This window comes from Barnesiella sp. B2-R-119 (assembly GCF_023656675.1).
GTDB classification, from domain to species: Bacteria; Bacteroidota; Bacteroidia; order Bacteroidales; family Barnesiellaceae; genus Barnesiella; species Barnesiella intestinihominis.
The window spans coordinates 166,945-185,498 of record NZ_JAMOKL010000004.1; the positions used below are offsets into that span (position 1 = coordinate 166,945).

The 18,554-nt window shown below is 40.9% G+C and carries 10 protein-coding genes and 1 tRNA gene; 2 read left to right on the forward strand and 9 right to left on the reverse strand.

All coding sequences use genetic code 11. The features are described 5' to 3' along the window. Nucleotides 1-15: 15 nt before the first annotated feature. The 8 genes from NBH06_RS09080 to NBH06_RS09115 form a co-directional block, all read right to left on the reverse strand. A complete protein-coding gene (locus NBH06_RS09080) occupies nt 16-4,326 on the reverse strand; it encodes a putative Ig domain-containing protein (RefSeq protein WP_250793977.1) in 4,311 nt (1,436 codons plus the stop codon). Further along, entirely contained in the window at nt 4,323-5,981 is a 1,659-nt protein-coding gene (locus NBH06_RS09085) for a beta-N-acetylhexosaminidase (protein WP_250793979.1), read from the reverse strand. The genes NBH06_RS09080 and NBH06_RS09085 overlap by 4 nt, the downstream gene beginning before the upstream one ends. Before the next feature lie 20 nt (nt 5,982-6,001). After that, the gene (locus NBH06_RS09090) at nt 6,002-7,174 is read right to left on the reverse strand and encodes a purple acid phosphatase family protein (RefSeq protein WP_250793981.1); all 1,173 of its coding nucleotides are present in this window, start codon (nt 7,172-7,174) and stop codon (nt 6,002-6,004) included. 116 nt (nt 7,175-7,290) lie between these two features. Next, on the reverse strand, nt 7,291-9,234 hold the full coding sequence (locus tag NBH06_RS09095; RefSeq protein ID WP_046414992.1) for a RagB/SusD family nutrient uptake outer membrane protein: 1,944 nt from the start codon (nt 9,232-9,234) through the stop codon (nt 7,291-7,293). Nucleotides 9,235-9,241: 7 nt separating this feature from the next. Next, the gene (locus tag NBH06_RS09100; RefSeq protein WP_195330120.1) at nt 9,242-12,508 is read right to left on the reverse strand and encodes a TonB-dependent receptor; all 3,267 of its coding nucleotides are present in this window, start codon (nt 12,506-12,508) and stop codon (nt 9,242-9,244) included. A gap of 341 nt (nt 12,509-12,849) precedes the next feature. Next, the gene (locus NBH06_RS09105) at nt 12,850-13,887 is read right to left on the reverse strand and encodes a FecR family protein (protein ID WP_195492540.1); all 1,038 of its coding nucleotides are present in this window, start codon (nt 13,885-13,887) and stop codon (nt 12,850-12,852) included. Nucleotides 13,888-13,956: 69 nt separating this feature from the next. Further along, on the reverse strand, nt 13,957-14,595 hold the full coding sequence (locus NBH06_RS09110) for an RNA polymerase sigma-70 factor (RefSeq protein ID WP_008863088.1): 639 nt from the start codon (nt 14,593-14,595) through the stop codon (nt 13,957-13,959). 938 nt (nt 14,596-15,533) lie between these two features. Continuing rightward, nucleotides 15,534-15,607: transfer RNA gene (locus NBH06_RS09115), tRNA-Ile, on the reverse strand. 568 nt (nt 15,608-16,175) lie between these two features. Between NBH06_RS09115 and NBH06_RS09120 the strand changes: the two genes are divergently transcribed. After that, nucleotides 16,176-16,820 (forward strand): HAD family hydrolase, encoded by a 645-nt coding sequence (locus NBH06_RS09120; RefSeq protein ID WP_021891680.1) that lies wholly within the window; start codon nt 16,176-16,178, stop codon nt 16,818-16,820. Further along, nucleotides 16,810-17,733, forward strand: a complete 924-nt coding sequence (locus tag NBH06_RS09125; RefSeq protein ID WP_021891681.1) for a bifunctional riboflavin kinase/FAD synthetase — start codon at nt 16,810-16,812, stop codon at nt 17,731-17,733. Before NBH06_RS09120 ends, NBH06_RS09125 begins: the two co-directional genes overlap by 11 nt. A gap of 91 nt (nt 17,734-17,824) precedes the next feature. Here the strand turns inward: NBH06_RS09125 and NBH06_RS09130 are convergent, their stop codons facing one another. Beyond that, a complete protein-coding gene (locus NBH06_RS09130; protein ID WP_250793983.1) occupies nt 17,825-18,550 on the reverse strand; it encodes an O-methyltransferase in 726 nt (241 codons plus the stop codon). Nucleotides 18,551-18,554: the final 4 nt, after the last annotated feature.

Consider the following 18,554-nt stretch of genomic DNA (forward strand, 5'->3'; position numbering starts at 1 on the left):
AGCCCCATAGAAACTTTATTGAACCATAAATCTCTGCGAATAAGATACACCCATTCCCCGAACGGTAACTACATACCATTGAGAAGGCATATTATTTACAGAAATACTTTTTACCATGCTTTCTTCTACCCTAACTTCCTCTTTATAGACTTGTTTTCCTGATAGGTCTGCAATTTCTATCACATAATTTCCCGAAACAAGGTCTTTCAAAGAAACTTTAAGCATTCCATCGGTTACCGGATTGGGATATACGACAAAGCCTTCGGAAACAAGGGTTTCTACCCCGCTTTCGCCTGTAACATTGAGATATACCAATTGAGTGACACGACAGCCCGCTTCGTCCTCGGCGACAATCGTAAACGAATATTCCTTCGCCGGAGCATTAGGAGTTCCACTAATTAATCCGACACCATCTTCCAACGAGCTTATAGACAAGCCATAAGGGAGAGAACTACCTTCTTCAATAGACCATGTTACTGCTCCGGTAGCATTATCGGCATATATTCTCGCAGAAAAAGGTTTTCCATTTTCTGCATCTTCCGAAATAATCGCCTCTACTGTCATCTGACAATCTGCTCCGGTAACAGAAATGCTGAACTCTTTACTAGCATTGACAAAACCGTCGGTAGCCAAGACTGTAAATTTAAATATTCCAGCTTCATTCAATACTCCACTAATTTCTCCCGTATTCGTATCCAAAGACAATCCATCGGGGAGGTTATCTCCAACTTTAAGACTATAAGCAACTTGTAAGGGCTTTTGGAAACCAGAAATATTTAATTGAGCCGAATAGCTCTCCCCTTTTATTCCCTGAGGAAAAATGCCGAACAAAGCAGCATCTTGGCTATAACGTGCCAACATAAAACGTCCGCCTCCAAAAGCATTGGAACTACCGCTAACACCATAGGGATATATCGTTCCGTAAGTAGGCCCGGTCAATATAATGTCGTTCGTAGTCTTATCTATCGAAATGGCCAAACCGGTCGGTTTCACGGCATCGGTAATAATAGCTCCTGTCGAGAAAGCATATAAATACTCTCCTTCATCGGAATATTTGGCGACAAAGGCCGTTCGATTATTTCCATTGCGCTGTAATTTTATACTCTCATATACAGGCAACTCTGCCTCATAATATCCCACGGCATAGACATTATTACTTTCATCAACCGCAAGAGAGGTCACTCCGTCATCGGCAACCGATGCAAACATGCGATGCCATACATATTGTCCATCGGAATTAAATTTAATAATTGCTCCATCGGTCTTCGAAGCATCGGCCTCAATCGTTTCCGTTGTTCCCGATATGGAAGAAGACCCTTTACAAATTGCAGCAAAATACAAATTTCCATTTTTATCTCGAACAAGAGATGTTCCCCGTCCATTGAGAATCGAACCATTGCTTCCCAACGAAGTTACCCATTGGCAAACTCCGGCCTCGTCATACTTGGCAATAAACGAAGTAATTCCGGTAGCGGTCACCACCTTACCATTACCAAAAGGTACTGTACCGTTATTCACCATACCCGATACATATACATTGCAAGCGTCATCGGTCACAAGGCCATATATCTCCTCACCTTTATTTACCGTACCTAAACGCTTCGCCCAAATGCCTTCTCCATCTCCATTCAGTTTAATAATCACCACATCTACCGAGGTTCCCGCTAATGTTTCGGAAGAGCCATCGGCCATAGGTATCACTATATCTCCATCGTTGGTATAACCGATCACGTAAATATTTCCTTTCTTATCAAAAGTCGTATTGATTCCGGCTTCCCAATCTTTGGCCGAGCCAAATACTTTATGCCAAATTTTGTTACCATCTTTATCAAAACGAACAACTCCTATATCCCGTCCCCCATTTGTAGGAAAGCTATCTGTTTCATTTAGGGTTCCTATACGAGCATCGGGCATAATTATTCCGGTAAATACTCCATCGCCTGTCACTACATCTGTTACAATCGCCTGTCCTTGCTCATTTCTGCCAGATACAGGAGAGCCCCCGATCGTACGAGCCCACATGAAACTACCATCGATTCCATTATATTTAGCAACCAATGCATCGGTATTCCCAATGTTCGGGAATGAAACTTCATCGGAGAAAGTTGCCGAAAAATAACTTGCTGCTACCCAAACATTTCCATCTTTATCGATAGAATTCACTTTGGCATGGTCAAACGCTTCACTTCCATAAATTTGATTAATCCATTTCAGATTCGGAGCCAAAGAATAATTAAATTCTTCGGCATTAATCGTATAGCTTCGGGAAGTCTCACAACCACTCTCTTCTCTCGCTTTAATCGTGAACGAAAGTTCCCCTGTTTGTTGTAAAATACCGTTCAATAACCCTTTATCAGGATCCAAAGACAGACCTTTGGGCAAATTTTCGGCAGTCCAAACAATTTTTCCCTCTCCATTTTCCAACGTGAATTGTTGATAGAAAGCTCCGGTCACAGCCCGTGAAGGTAGACTCTCGGGTTGTATAGACAAGATATCGCAGGGTTTAGGTACAATAGAATAGGTATAGGTTTTCTCTACACTTTCACCGTCTGTGGCATTAGAAATCATCACACTGAATGAACCGCTTGCCTCTTCGGTAGCTTTTCCCGAAATAATACCCGTAGCAGGATCCAATATCCAGCCAGAGGGTAAATTGCCAGCCAAAGAGTATTCAAACACTGCCGGCATTTCGAAGAAAGCCGGAACAATTTGATACGAGAAAGGAACGAATCTCTTTCCGTTCAACGTCGAGATTCCCGAAACAGAAGGTTTCATCGTATAGGATGCCGCAAACCATTTATAATTACGATCTCCGACAGTATATCGAGCGACGCCAGTTTCAGAGTCGCCATAAGGCAACGTGACATCTGTCGTTCTATCCCCGGCAACAGCCAGCTTATCTCCGTTTACCGCTATAAGATTGATACTCTCTGCACCTGTTCCTTTGACCGTTTCGGCATACAGACATTTACCGGAACCATTTAATTTAGCGAAGAAGCCCTCTTTTTCATTCGACCCGGTCTTTTGAAGGACGATATTGTCACCCCAATTTAACGAACCGTTGAAATATCCGCTCACATAAATATTCCCCAAATCATCACTCGAAATCTCTTTACCTTCGCTCGATGTATCTCCCGAAGCCGATTTGCTCCACAGGAGCTTTCCATCGACGTCAAAAGAGATAACAAATAAATGATCTGCTCCCGATACATGCGTGACGGTTTCGGTAGACAATCCGGCAGATCCTTCCACGATTATCTGATTATTCGCTTTCCCCGTTACGGCCACAGCATTCGAGCCCGAAACGGCCTGTACCTTCAACACTTCTTGATTTCCAGTACCGGTAAAATAACGGGACCACATCACAGAACCATCGGCCGAATTGAGTTTTACCAATGCCGACTCTTTGGACTGCTCGGGATAAAGCAGATATTTCTGTTCTCCAATATAAAACTCTCGTTTTTCCTCCGACTCATTCGTTAGATTTCCATTCGCAGCATTGAAAACACCACAAATGACAGGATTCCCATCTTTTCCTACGGTTACATCAGGAGCTCCATTTTCACGAAATTTAGAACCGATATTGGTCGCCCATAAAATTTCACCGTCTTTATTGAACTTCACAAGCAGATAATCCTCGCCCCAATTGTTTGTAACGGCCAAAGAGGTAGAAGAACCGTCTTTGAGAGGCATTTCCAAAGGTGCACTCGATACATTACCAAAAGTAGCCACGGCATACAAATTCCCAGCCTCATCGGCAACCACCGAATTGAACATCTCCCAATTACGCACACCACCGAATGTCTTTGCCCACACAGCCACACCGGTAGCAGCATTCAGTTTAGCGATATAATAATCCATTTCCCCCTGTGAGACCAATGGAATTCCAAACACGGATACCGGGTGCTCCCCTTTTACATTGGTTCTGACACCTCCGACTACATAGAGATAATCACCGGCTTCACAAACCGATGTAACCTGACTGTTATTGGCAGACTCCTGCACACACACCATATTGCTCCAAAGGAGTTTTCCATCAGCCGATATTTTCGTCAAAATACCAGCACGGGTAGTAGACTCTTGATAGGGATTTTTAATTTCATCGAAAGTTCCGTCATCTTTCATTATCTGAAAAGAATTGGCATTGATCGATATATACATATCCCCATTCTTCGTTACGGCCAAAGCCTTTTGTTCATCGGCCGTATGATCGGCTCCCAAACTTTTTCCAACAATAAGTTGCCCAAATACAGCCATAGGGGACAACAATAATGCACAGCAGACCCCAAAAAGCTGTTTCTTACTAAAAATAGCATTTGTTTTCATAGTTTATCATTTTTATTTTTTACTGAAAAAAGAAAGTGTTTCGCATAATTAACATTCAATGAATCAAGCCTCTTCGATTGAATAGTCAAACGGTAGACAAAATCTGTAAAATCTTTTTGTTCTTGCCGACTCCACCCAACTTCGGCCAACGCTATGGCCCTCGGATAAGCCATATATTCGGCATGCTCGGGAGTAGCAATGTATTCCGTCCAAAGATTTCCTTGAATGCCTAAAATATATCGACCCTGTTCCGATGTTAATTTTTCGATAGGATTATAGGAATAAACCGAATCTAACGGTAGGTAACCATAAATAGCCAAAGGCTCATTATCCCGGTCTTCCGATTGATAATAATCGAGATAGCAAAAATCCCGAGGAGTCATGATAACAGAATGGTTCATTTTTGCCGCTTTTATACCTCCTGCTTCTCCCCTCCAAGACATGACAACGGCATTAGGCGCGATGCCACCTTCTAAAATTTCGTCCCAACCAATAATTTGCCGGTCATGTGCATTGACAAACTCCTCCATTCGTTTTATAAAATAGCTTTGGAGCTCATGCTCATCTTTCAATCCCAATCGTTTTATATTTCGTTGACAAACCGGACATTCGGACCAACGATCTTTCGGACATTCATCTCCTCCTATATGTATATATTTCGAAGGAAAAATTTCAAAAACTTCGGATAACACATCTTCCAGAAGTTTAAAACTGCCTTCCTTTGTACATAGGACTTCTTTATGAACGCCCCAATCGCACGAGACTTCGTAGTTTTTATGGAAACAGGCCAATTGAGGATATGCGGCCAAAATCGATTGAGTATGTCCCGGCATTTCGATTTCAGGAATAACCTCAATAAATCTCTCGCGGGCATATTCGACAATTTCCCGCAATTCATCTTGGGTATAATATCCGCCATGAGGTTTTCCATCGTATTTACGAGGTACATCATTTTTATGTCCGGCAATACTTTGTTTGCGCCAAGCCCCCACAGAAGTAAGCTGCGGATGCGATTTTATCTCGATGCGCCACCCTTGATCATCGGTTAAATGCAGATGCAATACATTCAATTTATACAAAGTCATTATATCGATGTTTTTCTTGATAAAATCCAACGGGAAATAATGACGTGCCACATCAAGCATAAACCCTCGATGTTTGAAACGAGGTTCATCGTAGATATTCACGCAGGGCACTTGCAGTATCACATTTTCGTCACATATTTTTTTCTCGCATTCGGCCGGAAGCAATTGACGCAATGTTTGCACTGCATAAAAAGCACCAGCACCACCCTTCGAGGCGATAGTTATCGTACGAGGGGACACATCGAGTCTATAAGCCTCATCATGAGCGATCGTATCGCAAACGGTAAAAACGATTTTGTTCCGGGCTTCTTCACCGGTTCCTATCTGAGCTTTGCAACTTCCTGTCTGTTCCACAAAGGTTTTAAGAAAGTTTGCTGCTCTTTTTATTTCTTCATCATCTGTTTTCAATTCAATTACCACACTGTCTCCAAACGTAAATTCGCCCGGTTGCATGTCTAACGATAATGGTTTGGGTATAAGGGGGCAATTATCATTTAATTTATCGGTTTGGTCTTTACAAGAGACTAAAACGGATAAAAACAAGATAAAACAATATCGTATTGTTCGCATATTTTGCATAATTCCTATCGTTATTTACTGAATTCTTTCTCTAATAATACTTTTCCATCAATTTGCTTAACTTGAACTTTCAGCAGATCTTCCGAACCAAACATTGTCAACACAGAGTTATTGGAGTTCACTATTATAGGGAAAGCTGTAACTTTCCCCTTATCCATAAATCCGAATGTGTGATTATGCCCACTTAACATCAAATCGATACGAGCACCCTCCAATAGGGGGAGCAACTGTTTGCGTAGTCGTTCAGAGCCATACCAACCGCCTTTCCCAAAAGGAATATGAGACAAGACTACCCGAAAAGAGGCAGCTCTAAACTCCGGACTTTCCAATTCACGGGCCAACCACTCCTTTTGTTCAAGTATATAATTATCAAAATCTACCAGACCCGAATATTCCACATCTGTATCGGGTTTATCTTCACCGCTATCTAACACGATGAACCGAATGGGGCCATAGGTAAAAGCGTAATAGAATTTCCCTTCGGGACCGGTAAGGTATCGGGAGAAATTACGGGCATATGCTCCACGAGTTTCATGATTACCCCTTACATATACAAATGGTTTACTAGATGCGAACAGGCCGACCGATGTATCTAAAAAACCGGTGAAAATATCACTTTGCTTGTTAATATAGTTACACATATCCCCACAAAACACTACCATATCGACATTTTGCGGTGGAGCCATTTCCAACAATTTTTTCTGCAAATCGTTCTTCCCATGTATATCGTTTATCATAACCATCGACAATGTTTCCTGTCTGCCATCGAGTGTTGTAAAAGTCAACGGTTTTTTCCAGATATCGGTAGAAACGATGTTACCCAAAACAGGACGATAGGGCAGCAACTCTTTTACCTCTTGTGACAATACTCGGTAAAAATAGGTCGTGTTTTTTTCAAGCCCCGTAACCGTTACGCGATGCAATGTGTCGACGCAACACAACCCGTCTTGTGAGGCATAGGCTTTTCGCGGCAGTTGGGAGTAGAAGCTCTTACCGTCTTCCTTTTTGCTGAATTCCACCCACGATTTACAAGGCTTATCGGTTGTCCACACGACTGTCACTTCGTTCTCCGACAAGTTTTGTAAATAGGGACCGTGGGTAATTTTTACCGAAGGTTGCCCGGCTATGGCATAGAGCGGGAATACTATTCCTATAATCCAAACTCTTATTAGTTTCCTGAGCATATTTATTTGTTTAATGCATGAATTCTACTTATAAGGCCCGATCTCTCGGTCTCTCAACACATCGAGACCGGGCCTTTCCAAATCTATCTAAAAAGTGTGTCTGTATATTCGACCGCCTACCACCCCGGATTTTGGACTAAATTCGGGTTGATATTTATATCTCTGGAATCCAGCGGATAGAGATAGTGTTGTGGCACATTAAAAGTTTTCGTCGGCTCATTACTGTTTCGCAATGTCAGATAATTTTCTGCTGACTGCGGAGATTGGGTCGTAAATCCTGCCGGAAAACAATTCCATCTTTTCTGAACCTTATTGAAAGTCAGATGCGCAATTTTCCAACGACGAGCATCGAAGAATCGATGGCCTTCATACATGAGTTCAATCGTTCTTTCCTGTCGTATAATCTCGCGATAATCTTTCCCTGCAATTCCCTGCCAAGAAGTCTCGACATCGGGGATACCGGCATGGGAACGAATATCATTCAAATAAATGAGGGCCTGCCCATCAAGTCTTCCATAATATTCATAATAAGCCTCCACATAATTGAGATAGAGCTCTGTCAAACGAACCAACGGAAAAGCCGTAGCCCTCACTGCCACCTGATTATTGGCGAAACTCGTATTCGGATGTAAATATTTTTTCCACAAATAACCATTGGGAGTGATATTGTCTTTCAAGGGATCATTCCCGTTCGTCTGATTGGTTTCAGGATTAATTTCGCCCATTCTCAAATACAACGTATAACCTTTTCCTCCTTTTATTCCATCTCTGCCGTCCAACTCGAAATTGGTTGCCCGGTCGTATGCAATATCGGCATAGAAACGAGGTTCCCGGTTCAAATGCAATCTCACGGTCTTTTCTCCCGTCTCAGGATCGGTCGTTATTCCAAATCTTCTATCATATTGGAAAGACGGGTCTTTATCAATGGGCAATCCATTCTTTGTTAAATAGGTTTCCACCATTTGCATTGAAGGAGCCAAGCCTCCATAAGGAACAGTGGTAGATCCTTGTGACAATCCGCGAGGCGCAATCATTTGCTGAATATTCATTCGGGACCCTGTGTAAGCCCAAATAATATCTGTATTTCCCGCACTCGGCATAGTCACCAACGACCAACGATGATTAAAATATCCTTTTTCAGCATCGCTTATTCCAACCGGAGCCTGTAAATGGGTATACAAATCATGGCCAGCAGCATGCGCCTCATTGATAGCATCCTCGGCTGCATCTAAGGCTTTTTTCCATTTTTCCTTATCATACTGCAAACTGATTAATTGTTCTCCATCTTTATTCTTAAAGTCGCTGTAATATTCACTATTCCCATTAAACAAAGGACTTGCGGCATACAATAACATACGCGATTTTATTCCTTTTGCCGCAGCCCGCGTGGGAGCTCCATATTTATCGGAAGTTTGGATAGGCGGCAGTAAAGGAGCCACTTCGTCTAAACGATCGGCGATCCATTCTACACACTCATCGTAAGGACGACGTTTCGGGAAGGCCAACTCACCGGTAGCATCCAATGGAATTTCCCTGTCTATCAACACAATCGGACCATACAATCTTAACAACAGATAATGGTAATAAGCTATCAGAAATTTGGCTTGCGATGAAAAATCGGTTATTTCTGCTGCGGATATTCCCGGTACACTTTCTACTCGATTCAAAAATGTATAGCATTGACGAATAGCGCCATAAAGATTGTACGCTTTACAACGACTCGATTGTGTAGGACTTTTGAAATAAGACCAATAATTATATATGGGATCGGCTGCCGTTTGAGACCCAATATTCGCGACTTTGGAGTAATGCCATGTCGTAGCCCACTGAGAAGTTATGCACACTTCATCACTGGCTCCATTAAATTGCGGCTCCCCGTTATGATCACTCGACTCGGGCATAAAAGAATAACAAGCGTACAAAAAATTCCTTGCCGAATTTACGCTGGCAAAAGCCTCTTCCAAAGTTCCTTTCTTCTCAGGTTCAGAATCCAGATAATCACAACCGGAAACAGTAACGAGTATCCCTAATACTAAGAATATATTTTTAATTGCTTTCATAATCGTTTTAGAAATTAAATTGAACACCCAGATTGAAAACTCTCTGTAAAGGATATACCAATCCATTGCCACTGTTAGATCCGCCTCCGATCTCAGGATCCCAATACTTAAAGCCCGTAAATGTCAATAAATTACTACCGGCAATATAGGCTCTCATAAATTTGTAGGAATATCCTATCTCGGCATTTTTCAATCTCAGGAAAGAACCATCTCTCAACCAGAATGTTGACTTCTGGTATGTATTCGTATTATCTACATTGTGCGCCAACCTCGGATACTTCGCATTAGGATTGGGATTAGATGCCGACCAATAGTCATCTGCCACAAATTTCAAAACATTCTTATGATAGATATCGAACGGATGTATATCGTCCAAATAAATAGAGACTTTTCCCGCACCCTGGAAGAATACAGAGAAGTCCCAATTCTTATATTGGAAAGAGGCTCCGAAACCATATACAATCTGTGGGATATAAGGATTTCCGATATAGGTACGGTCATACTCGTTAACCACCCCATCTTCATTCAAATCCTGATATTTTATATCCCCCGGTTTTATATTAGGCATGATAGCCTCTTGACTGGGACTATTTTTAATATCTTCCTCATCTTTAAATAACCCCAGCGCTATGTAAGCCGGCCCGACACGATTCAAGGCTCCGCCTCTCTCGTATTGATAACTAAACGGATAATGGGGTTCATCTTTCTCCAATATTTTATTTACAGCATAAGTAAAGTTCCCTTTAACCGAAAGAACAATATCTTTGGAAAACGCATGATTATATTCCAAAGACATATCAACTCCTCTATTCGTCACTTTTCCCACATTGGCTACCGGATTAGCATCACCAATTCCTATCGTAGGCGAAATAGTTTGCCGAGTCATTAAAATTTTGTCCCTATTTTCATGAAAGTAATCGGCAATCAACAAGAATTTTTGATCGAACAAACCCAATTCTATACCCACATTTGCTTTTTTAGCAACCTCCCAAGTAGCATTTTCATTACCGTATGTCGTTATGATAGCTCCAGCCTCGGTAGCTTTGAAATCCTCACCGAAAGCATATCCGGCTCCATTCATATTGACATTGGTATATCCGGGAAAACGAACAGAAGAATTAGAATTTCCAACCGTTCCATACGATCCTCTTAATTTCAGCAGACTAATCGTCTTATTCAAAGGGGCAAAAAAGTCCTCGTTCGAAATAATATAACCGAGTGCATAGGACGGGAAGAAGCCAAACCGCTTACCTTTGGCGAAATTGTCACTCCCATTATATCCGAAATTAAACTCAAAGAAATAACGTTTATCAAAGTCATACGTAAATCTTCCGGCCATACCTTGATTCAACTCTCCGAGAGAAGAGTTATAATTGGCCGGATTACTACTATAAACCCCTCGTTGTAAATAGATCAGTTGCGCTGAAATATCATGAAGATCGGCAAACTTTCTTTGATAATCTAACGAAACATTAAAATTGAATAACCTATCACCCGAATAGGCTTTGGTAAAAGAAAACGCATCGGTTCCATCGTTATTGACATTTCTCAACTTCCAAGATTGATTCCCCGTAATAGGATCGGTAACAATCGTGTTCGGGTCGATTTCGAAATAATAGGGAGTATAAGTACGATTCAAAGTCGTAGAAGAGAAATGCTTCATAGAGAATAAACCTTTAACGGACAATCCCTTAGTAATAAACTTCAAATCTTGGTCTATATTAAACGTCGCCATCGTCGTAATGCGGAACATTTCCTTTATACCGGAAGCCAGTTCGGCATACGGATTCGGATAACGGTTGAGTTGGGCGCCACCCGATTTATTACCCCATGCGATATAATTCGTACCCTCGATTTGAGGAAATTTCACCGGGAAATAGGTAGGCTGTGCCCACATTACCCGATTAAAGATCGTATTGATACTATTATAAGGGCCCTTGTAATCTTGTATTTGAACATTTAATTTCACCCCCATTTTGGTAGTGGACGAAATATGAGTATTTACATTGGCTTGAAACGAATACCGCAAATTCTGAATATTATTCTTTAACGGATTTTCTTTTGCTTCTTGTACCAACCCCATATCGTTATTAAATGTCGCACTGACAAAATAATCCATGTTTTTCGACCCACCGGAAACGTTTATGTTCGCAGCCTGATTAAACGTGACATCTTTAAAAATAATATCATACCAATCGTTATTTGGATAAAGGTAAGGATTGCGGTTCTCAATAGTTCCTTGAATCTGATCGTCGGTAAACTGAGGATTCGCTCCGGGAGTACGAGCTTCGATCGCTTCATTAAACATTTTCATATAAGTGACACCATCGGCCAGTTCGGGAATCTGTGTAGGCATGGACATTCGCCCTTCGACACGAACATTTATCGTAGGTTTTTGATTCATTCGACCCGACTTGGTCGTAACCAAAAGAACGCCGTTCGCCCCACGCGAACCATAAAGAGCAGTTGCCGTAGCATCTTTCAAGACAGAAAAACTCTCGATTGTTTCCGGTGCTAAGGCATTCAAATCATACGTGCTGGATTCTGTTCCATCAATTAATATCAAGGCATTCTGAGCTGAACCCGAAGCGAATGTACTGACTCCTCGTATCCAAAAATTCGCACCGTCGGCTCCCGGCTCCCCGGTTTTCTGAACCGATATTACGCCGGCAATACGACCGGCAAACGTGTTAGTAAGGTTGGTAGTGGGCACACGAAGTTCACTGGCTTTTACCGATTGAATAGCACCGATCACACTCTCTTTTTTCTGTTTACCGAAACCCACGACAACGACTTCGTCAAGAGATGTATTATTTTCCTGTAAAACCACAGTCACATTTTTTTTCGTGCCATAACTCACCTCCTGCGGTTGAAACCCAATATAAGACACCAACAGAACACCTTTGTCGGGGACTTCGATGGAAAAATTTCCTTCTATATCGGTCGCTTTTCCCGATTTCTCGCCTTTTACAATCACATTAGCTCCGATAACGGCTTCTCCCTTACTATCGATAACCGTACCCGTAAGCAGGCGCTTATCGACCTTCGAAGAAGCATTTGACCGGCTTTTACTGAGAACTATCTGCTTTCCGTTTATAGAATACGTAATATCGCTCCCTTTAAACAAAATATCCAGAATTACGGAGATAGGTTGATCTTTCTGCGATATATCGATCCTCTGACCGACATCTACTTGCTGTTTATTGTACAAAAAAGAGTAACTGGTTGTTTCCTCTATATAATTCAAAACGCTTTCGAGAGTAGCATTTTTCATATTGACGCTTACTAATGGATCGCGTGTATGATTATCTGCACCGAAAGCCATAACATTACAGCAAACCAACAAAAGCGAGCAAATTTTTATAATTAGAAGATTCTTAGGCAGAAATTGTTGCTTCCTACCTTTCAAAATAGAAATAAAGTTCATACATTTGTGTTAGTTTAGTTGGTATTTAAGGATAATAAACTCTAAGTGTTATCTTTCCGCTAACTTATGAAGGGTGGATATGGAGGAAGGTTCCACCCTTCTTTATATGGCGGATAATTCTTTCTATTCTATCTAATCCGTCTTTCTCTTCATAATATAAAATTTTTAAGGTTATTCATAATTATTTTCTATAATCTCACTACTTCGATATATCTCTTGGAATAAACGCCATTAGGCATAGCTTTCTCGGAAGTTTTTTCTATGTATTTCATGGGAACAGTCAATTTCATTAACCGTAGAATCTCATCGAGCGTTTCTCCCTGAAAGGTCGCACGATACATATGTTTCGCCAAATCTTTGTCCATCACCACAATATCGGCATTGTAAACTTGTCCTATCTTTCGGAATACATCGTCCAAAGGTTCATCTCTAAAAATTAATTTGCCATCTTTCCATGCACACCATTTATAAGTATCGACCTCTTCTACACGATAATTTTGCCGTTTCGTATTATAATTTATTCTTTGTCCCGGTTTCAAATTCAACCGTTCTTTACTCCTATCCAACTCAACCTCTACAACGCCATTAACCATGGTCACAGCATTTATCGTATCATTGCTATAACCTTCTACATTAAAAGCCGTACCTGTGGCTTTAACTTCCATGTCCTCGGTATATACAATGAAAGGATTTTTCTTATCGGAACGGACTTCGAAAAAGGCTTCTCCATTCAAGTAAACGCTACGCTCTCCGGCCTTAAATTTCGTAGGATATTTCAATTCACCACCAGAATTCAACCATACGATAGAACCATCAGGCAAATTCATTTGTATACGGGTTCCATAAGGAGCCGATATTTTCTGATAACTTATTTTAGAATAATCTTGTTCTACAAACCTATCGGCAACCATATATATCAACGCAAACAAAATAGGAATAATTAAAACTGCGGCAACTCTACTCCAATAACGATATATGCGTATCACACGTTTTTCTCGTAAACCCATCTTCAACTTTATCCGACTTAAAGCCTTAGTCGTCGAAATAGACCGTACATCAAAAGCAGGATGCGTCACCTCCCACAAATTTTTCATTTTTAAGAAGTAATCATAATTATCTTGGTTATTCGAAATCCACGTTTCAAGCACACGCTTATCCTGTAATTTCAAATTTCCAGATAGATATCTTACAATAAGACGGTCAATATTCTCATTCGATAATTCCATTTTTATCCCTTTCTATTAATAAGACGTTTATCCCCAAAAAATCCACAATGAAAACAGAATTTTTTTTATCTATCGTACAAATAAAACAGCAATCAATAAGAAAAAATCTTTCAAAAGAGTCCGCAATGTTTTTAATGACTGGCTTATACGAACTTCAACCGTACGTTCCGAGACATTCAGTTTTTTAGCGATTTCTTTATATTTTATACCTTTTATCCGGCTCAATACGAAAACCTCTTTTTGAGCTTTCGGCAATTTATTTATCGCTTTTTTTATATGATCTTGTAATTCGGAATATAAAATATATTCCTCGGTATTGGAGCTCGATAATACCGAGTTTTCATTTACGTAATCAAAATAATCGTTCCTGACATTTTGATGCCTCATGTAATCGAAACAACGATTCCGAACGGAAATTAACAGATAAGATTTTAACGATCTCCCCACAGACAGTGTTTTCCGGTCATACCATAAATGCATGAATAAGGATTGAACTATATCCTCACAAACTTGTCTTTCGCGAAGATAGCTCCCCGCATAAAGAAGAAGGTCCTTATAATACAATTTAAAAATAGAATCAAAAGATCTTTCATCGTCCAAAGCTAATCTCCGCATCAAATCATCGTCACATGCTTGTTGAAAAGTTTCGTCATTCGAGATCAATGATTCCGATAAAATATTTAAATCATATATTTCTTTGTGATTCATAGTCTTATAACTTAACTTCTAAAAATGAATATTCAAAACCGATAATACCAAAAGTTATTCAGATACAACTTTTTATTTTAAATTAGGTGATGAATTTCTTTCCTCAAAGATATAATAATATTATAAAACTAATCACCAATTAAAAAAATCTTAATGAAAAATTCTTATAAAAAATTACAGTTATCCCCACAATTACAGTTAATTATAATAAATTAAATTGGAGAAATATCACAATTATTTAATATTATAATTAGACCATTTAAGAATATAAGGGTTCAGTAGAAAATTCATGGGGATAGCCCTGAATGTTAGCGAATGAGAGGGGATTGTATCTACTCTTCTCCTCTGCCGTGTACCGTAGCCTTACAGGACGTTGTGACGCAATATAGAGAAGAGATACCGAAGAAACAATAGTTTCTGAGGAGAAGGGTTGAAAAGATTTCATAAGATTTTTAGCTGTAAGGGTTAATCCCCTCGTCTCATAGGCATTCTCCCTATATTCCCTTATGAAAACGGAAACACCTCGTAATGCTACGGAGCACGGCAGAGGAGGAGGAGAAACTTGATTATTTTCACTGCGGGTATTTTCTAACCCCTCCGTCACTTCGTGACACCTCCCCTATATTTTGCATTGCAAAACACAGAGGAGGAGGTTTAATGCCCTTCTATCACACTATTTATCAATGAGATGGATCGTGTTTGGCCTCCTCCTCTGCCGTGCTCCGTAGTGTGGCGTTAGCCATATAGGGGAGGTGTCACGAAGTGACGGAGGAGTTGAGAAGATATTATATAATCTTTGATTGAGGAGTTAGAAGTATAAAACGGGCAATCCCCATTAATTATCGACAGAGCCTAAAAATCTACTGGCTCAATATAAGATTTTTTCTATCGAGACAAACAAAAAAGCAGATTGCGATTTTCTCGCAACCTGCTTTATGTGGTCCCACTTGGGCTTGAACCAAGGACCCCCTGATTATGAGTCAGATGCTCTAACCAACTGAGCTATAGGACCGGCACGGATATTTCCGTAAGCGTGTGCAAAGATAGATGTTTTCAAAGAAACCCCAAAATATTTTTTTATTTTTCTTCAAAGGGAATATAAAAGACGGTTGAAATCACCCCTTCTCTATCGTACCCCAATATACCTCGCCTTTCCATGAAACAGCATAAACAAAAATTGTACAAGCATTTCTCCTCTGCTCAATACGGTTGTACCATCGACCGTCATGCTTCCGTCAACTAAGAAGCTGTTTTAAATTTATTGAGAAATAATATTATCATTGCAGGCAGGTATGTTCCGGCCCTATTGAGCCCCTGTCTCGCATCTTGAATCCCTTGATTTTTGTCAATAGCCCGCTATTGACTGCGTATCTCGGACTCCAATCTGCTTCAACATAGGTCTTAATCTGTCTCGGAATAAATTTAAAACAGCTTCTAAAAATTTTTCTATGCAGCCAGAATACCGCACAAAATTCACTACTTTTGCATAAAATGCGAGAATAGGTAACACCCGAATGTAATCAAGCAAATTTATTTTACCCTCGGTTCGCCCTATTTTCGCTGCACTTAAAACTGTATTTATGAATACGTCTTTGGCGGGTATCCGGAATTTATTATTCGATTTAGGTGGAGTTATTATAAATCTCGACCGGCAACGTTGTGTCGATGCTTTAACGGCATTAGGCGATGAAAAAGCCGACGAAATGCTGGACCTATCCGTCCAACGGGGAACACTCATGGATTTGGAAGAGGGAAAAATATCCCCAAGCGACTTTTTCAAGCGCATGCGCCAAAAGATAGGGAAAGCCGTCTCGGACGAGGAAATCGTCCATGCCCTTAACGAACTTTTAATCGGGATTCCCCTCGACCGTTTGACTCTATTACGGAAATTGAGACAGCGATTCAACGTTATGATGTTGAGCAACACGAATCCTATCATGTTCGATACCAAAATAGCCGAGTGCTTTGCACAAGAGGGATTATCGATTACCGATTATTTCGACGACGTTTATTTATCCTACCGATTAAAATCTTGTAAACCAGACATCGCTATTTTCAAAAAAGTGATCGAACTATCCCGTATTGTTCCGCAAGAGACTTTATTTTTCGATGATTCTCAAAAGAATTTAGATGCTGCGGCCAGCCTCGGATTCAAGACTTTTCTCGTAACACCCGACAGGGATATAGTAACATTTTTCAATACCCAATCGATAGATGACTTCTGAATATAAAGGTATCACAAACGATCAAGCCGCTTTTGCAGCACTCGGTGTATTCGACGGTGTACATACGGGGCATCGAGCCGTTATCGAAAAAGTAAAAGAAGAAGCGGCTATGAGAAACTTATCGTCGGCAGTCATCTCATTTCGCACACACCCGCAGCAGGTACTTCACCCCGAAATACCTTTTCGCATGCTGACATCGCCCGAAGAACGAGCCGAGCTGTTGCGAAAAACCGGGATAGATCGAACTATTTTTCTTGACTTCACACCCGAAATGTCCTTATTATCGGCGTACGATTTCTTGAAAATCCTGTCAAACCGATACTGTATAAAAGGGCTTATCATCGGCTATGACCATCGTTTCGGGCATAACCGGGCCGAGGGTTTCGAAGAGTACGTCAAATATGGCAAGGACTTAGGGATAGAAATAATCCATGCCCCTGAATTTGTGACCGACCTCGGGCCGGTAAGCTCTTCGATTATCCGAAAATATCTTTTGCAAGGCGATGTTTGCACCGCCAACCGATTACTTTCATATCCTTATACGTTGCACGGGAATGTGGTAAAAGGTTTTCAGGTCGGAAGGAAAATAGGATTTCCCACGGCTAATTTAAATATCGACTACCCGGACAAACTGATTCCTGCAAATGGAGTTTATGCCGTACGAATCGGGATACCAGACGGCAAACATTACGGAGGCATGCTTAATATAGGACATCGGCCGACACTAAACCGCCCGAACGATTATAGCATAGAGGTGAATATTTTTGATTTCTCGGAAGATTTATACGGCAAGACCTTATCTGTCGAACTTATCGAATATGTACGCACGGAGAAAACATTCGCCGATATAAAGGCCTTACAGTCACAATTAGTTAAAGATAAAGAAACTATCCGCAAAATCTTATCCGAGTAATTTCCTCACTCACTTCCGGCGATTCGCAACGCAGAGAATAAATTCAAATTTATTCCAACTTCTATCTATTTTATCTCGAAACCTGAAATCGCTATAACGAGACTTGATAATCTTGTTTATTCAGTTTAGGATCACAACACACCAAACCGACATTCTTCATATCGACAGTTACCCTCACACGCTCGTCTTTAACGAGCTTTTCCCACCACGATTTCACTTCGCTATTACTGCGGATACCATCTATTATCAACAACGCATGCATATCCAAAACAGGGGCAAGCAAATCGGGCAATGCCCGATAATACGGCTTGGGCAAACGATTCACGACAATATACAGACGCTCGGGTGTTTGTCGAAAATAGTCCAAGAGAAACGTAGCATATTCTTCCCGAGCGAAATCGGCCTTCTCTCCAACCTCGGCAAAAAGGCTCTCGGCAAAATCATGAATCTCGGGCAGCGGTTCTACAACCGTAATCTCAGATTGTCTTCCCGCCAATCTCAAATAGAGAGTCGAAATTCCCCATGAAGTTCCTATTTCGAGAATGTTATCCGGACGAAAGAAGTTGGTCAATCGAAAAAAAAGCCTTCCTCGGCTTGTCGAAATCCGCTTCCGCAAATGTTTCTGTCGATGCGAAAGACTATCGTCCACATGCTCGTGACAAATCGCCTCTATGTCATCATAGGCATAGTACCTCGCTTTCTCCCGTATGACCTTCGTAATGAGTCTAAACGCAAAAGGAGAATGGATACCGAATCCCCATGCTTGACGCATGCGACTCATCGGCGACGTATAATCCTTCCAGAACTTTTTTTGCATGACG

Excerpts from the sequence above, each read along its gene's own strand:
- NBH06_RS09080 (WP_250793977.1), bottom strand. The coding sequence starts at position 4,326 with ATGAAAACAAATGCTATTTTTAGTAAGAAACAGCTTTTTGGGGTCTGC.
- NBH06_RS09085 (WP_250793979.1), bottom strand. The coding sequence starts at position 5,981 with ATGCGAACAATACGATATTGTTTTATCTTGTTTTTATCCGTTTTAGTC.
- NBH06_RS09090 (WP_250793981.1), bottom strand. The coding sequence starts at position 7,174 with ATGCTCAGGAAACTAATAAGAGTTTGGATTATAGGAATAGTATTCCCG.
- NBH06_RS09095 (WP_046414992.1), bottom strand. The coding sequence starts at position 9,234 with ATGAAAGCAATTAAAAATATATTCTTAGTATTAGGGATACTCGTTACT.
- NBH06_RS09100 (WP_195330120.1), bottom strand. The coding sequence starts at position 12,508 with ATGAAAAATGCTACTCTCGAAAGCGTTTTGAATTATATAGAGGAAACA.
- NBH06_RS09105 (WP_195492540.1), bottom strand. The coding sequence starts at position 13,887 with ATGGAATTATCGAATGAGAATATTGACCGTCTTATTGTAAGATATCTA.
- NBH06_RS09110 (WP_008863088.1), bottom strand. The coding sequence starts at position 14,595 with ATGAATCACAAAGAAATATATGATTTAAATATTTTATCGGAATCATTG.
- NBH06_RS09120 (WP_021891680.1), top strand. The coding sequence starts at position 16,176 with ATGAATACGTCTTTGGCGGGTATCCGGAATTTATTATTCGATTTAGGT.
- NBH06_RS09125 (WP_021891681.1), top strand. The coding sequence starts at position 16,810 with ATGACTTCTGAATATAAAGGTATCACAAACGATCAAGCCGCTTTTGCA.
- NBH06_RS09130 (WP_250793983.1), bottom strand. The coding sequence starts at position 18,550 with ATGCAAAAAAAGTTCTGGAAGGATTATACGTCGCCGATGAGTCGCATG.